Source organism: Streptomyces sp. NRRL F-2580 (genome assembly GCF_000720115.1).
Taxonomy (GTDB): Bacteria; Actinomycetota; Actinomycetes; order Streptomycetales; family Streptomycetaceae; genus Streptomyces.
In genome coordinates this window covers 1-284 of the sequence record NZ_JOIR01000128.1, presented here as the reverse complement: position 1 = coordinate 284, position 284 = coordinate 1, and the positions used below count along the sequence as shown (strand labels likewise).

At 69.4% G+C, this 284-nt stretch carries 1 protein-coding gene; it reads right to left on the bottom strand.

Features of this window, described 5'->3' with window-relative positions:
* Window positions 1–284: transglycosylase SLT domain-containing protein (locus tag IF88_RS0139740; protein WP_030724543.1), on the bottom strand; the 284-nt coding region annotated here is incomplete at both ends.

Genomic DNA, 284 nt, shown 5'->3' with positions numbered 1-284 from the left:
CAGGCGCCGACGGGGCTGCCGTAGCGCTCGTTCATGTAGTCCAGGCCCCACTTGATCTGGGTGGCCGGGTTGGTCTTCCAGTCCGCGCCCGCGGAGGCCATCTTCGACGCGGGCAGGGCCTGGGCCAGGCCGTAGGCGCCGGAGGAGGCGTTGGTGGCGGTGTAGTCCCAGCCGCTCTCATGCGAAATGATCTTGTCGAAGGCGGCGAACTGGGCCGGGTCCTTGATCATCTGCTGGGCGATCGCCTTGGCACTCATCGGGGCGGCCTGCGCGGGAACCGCGGC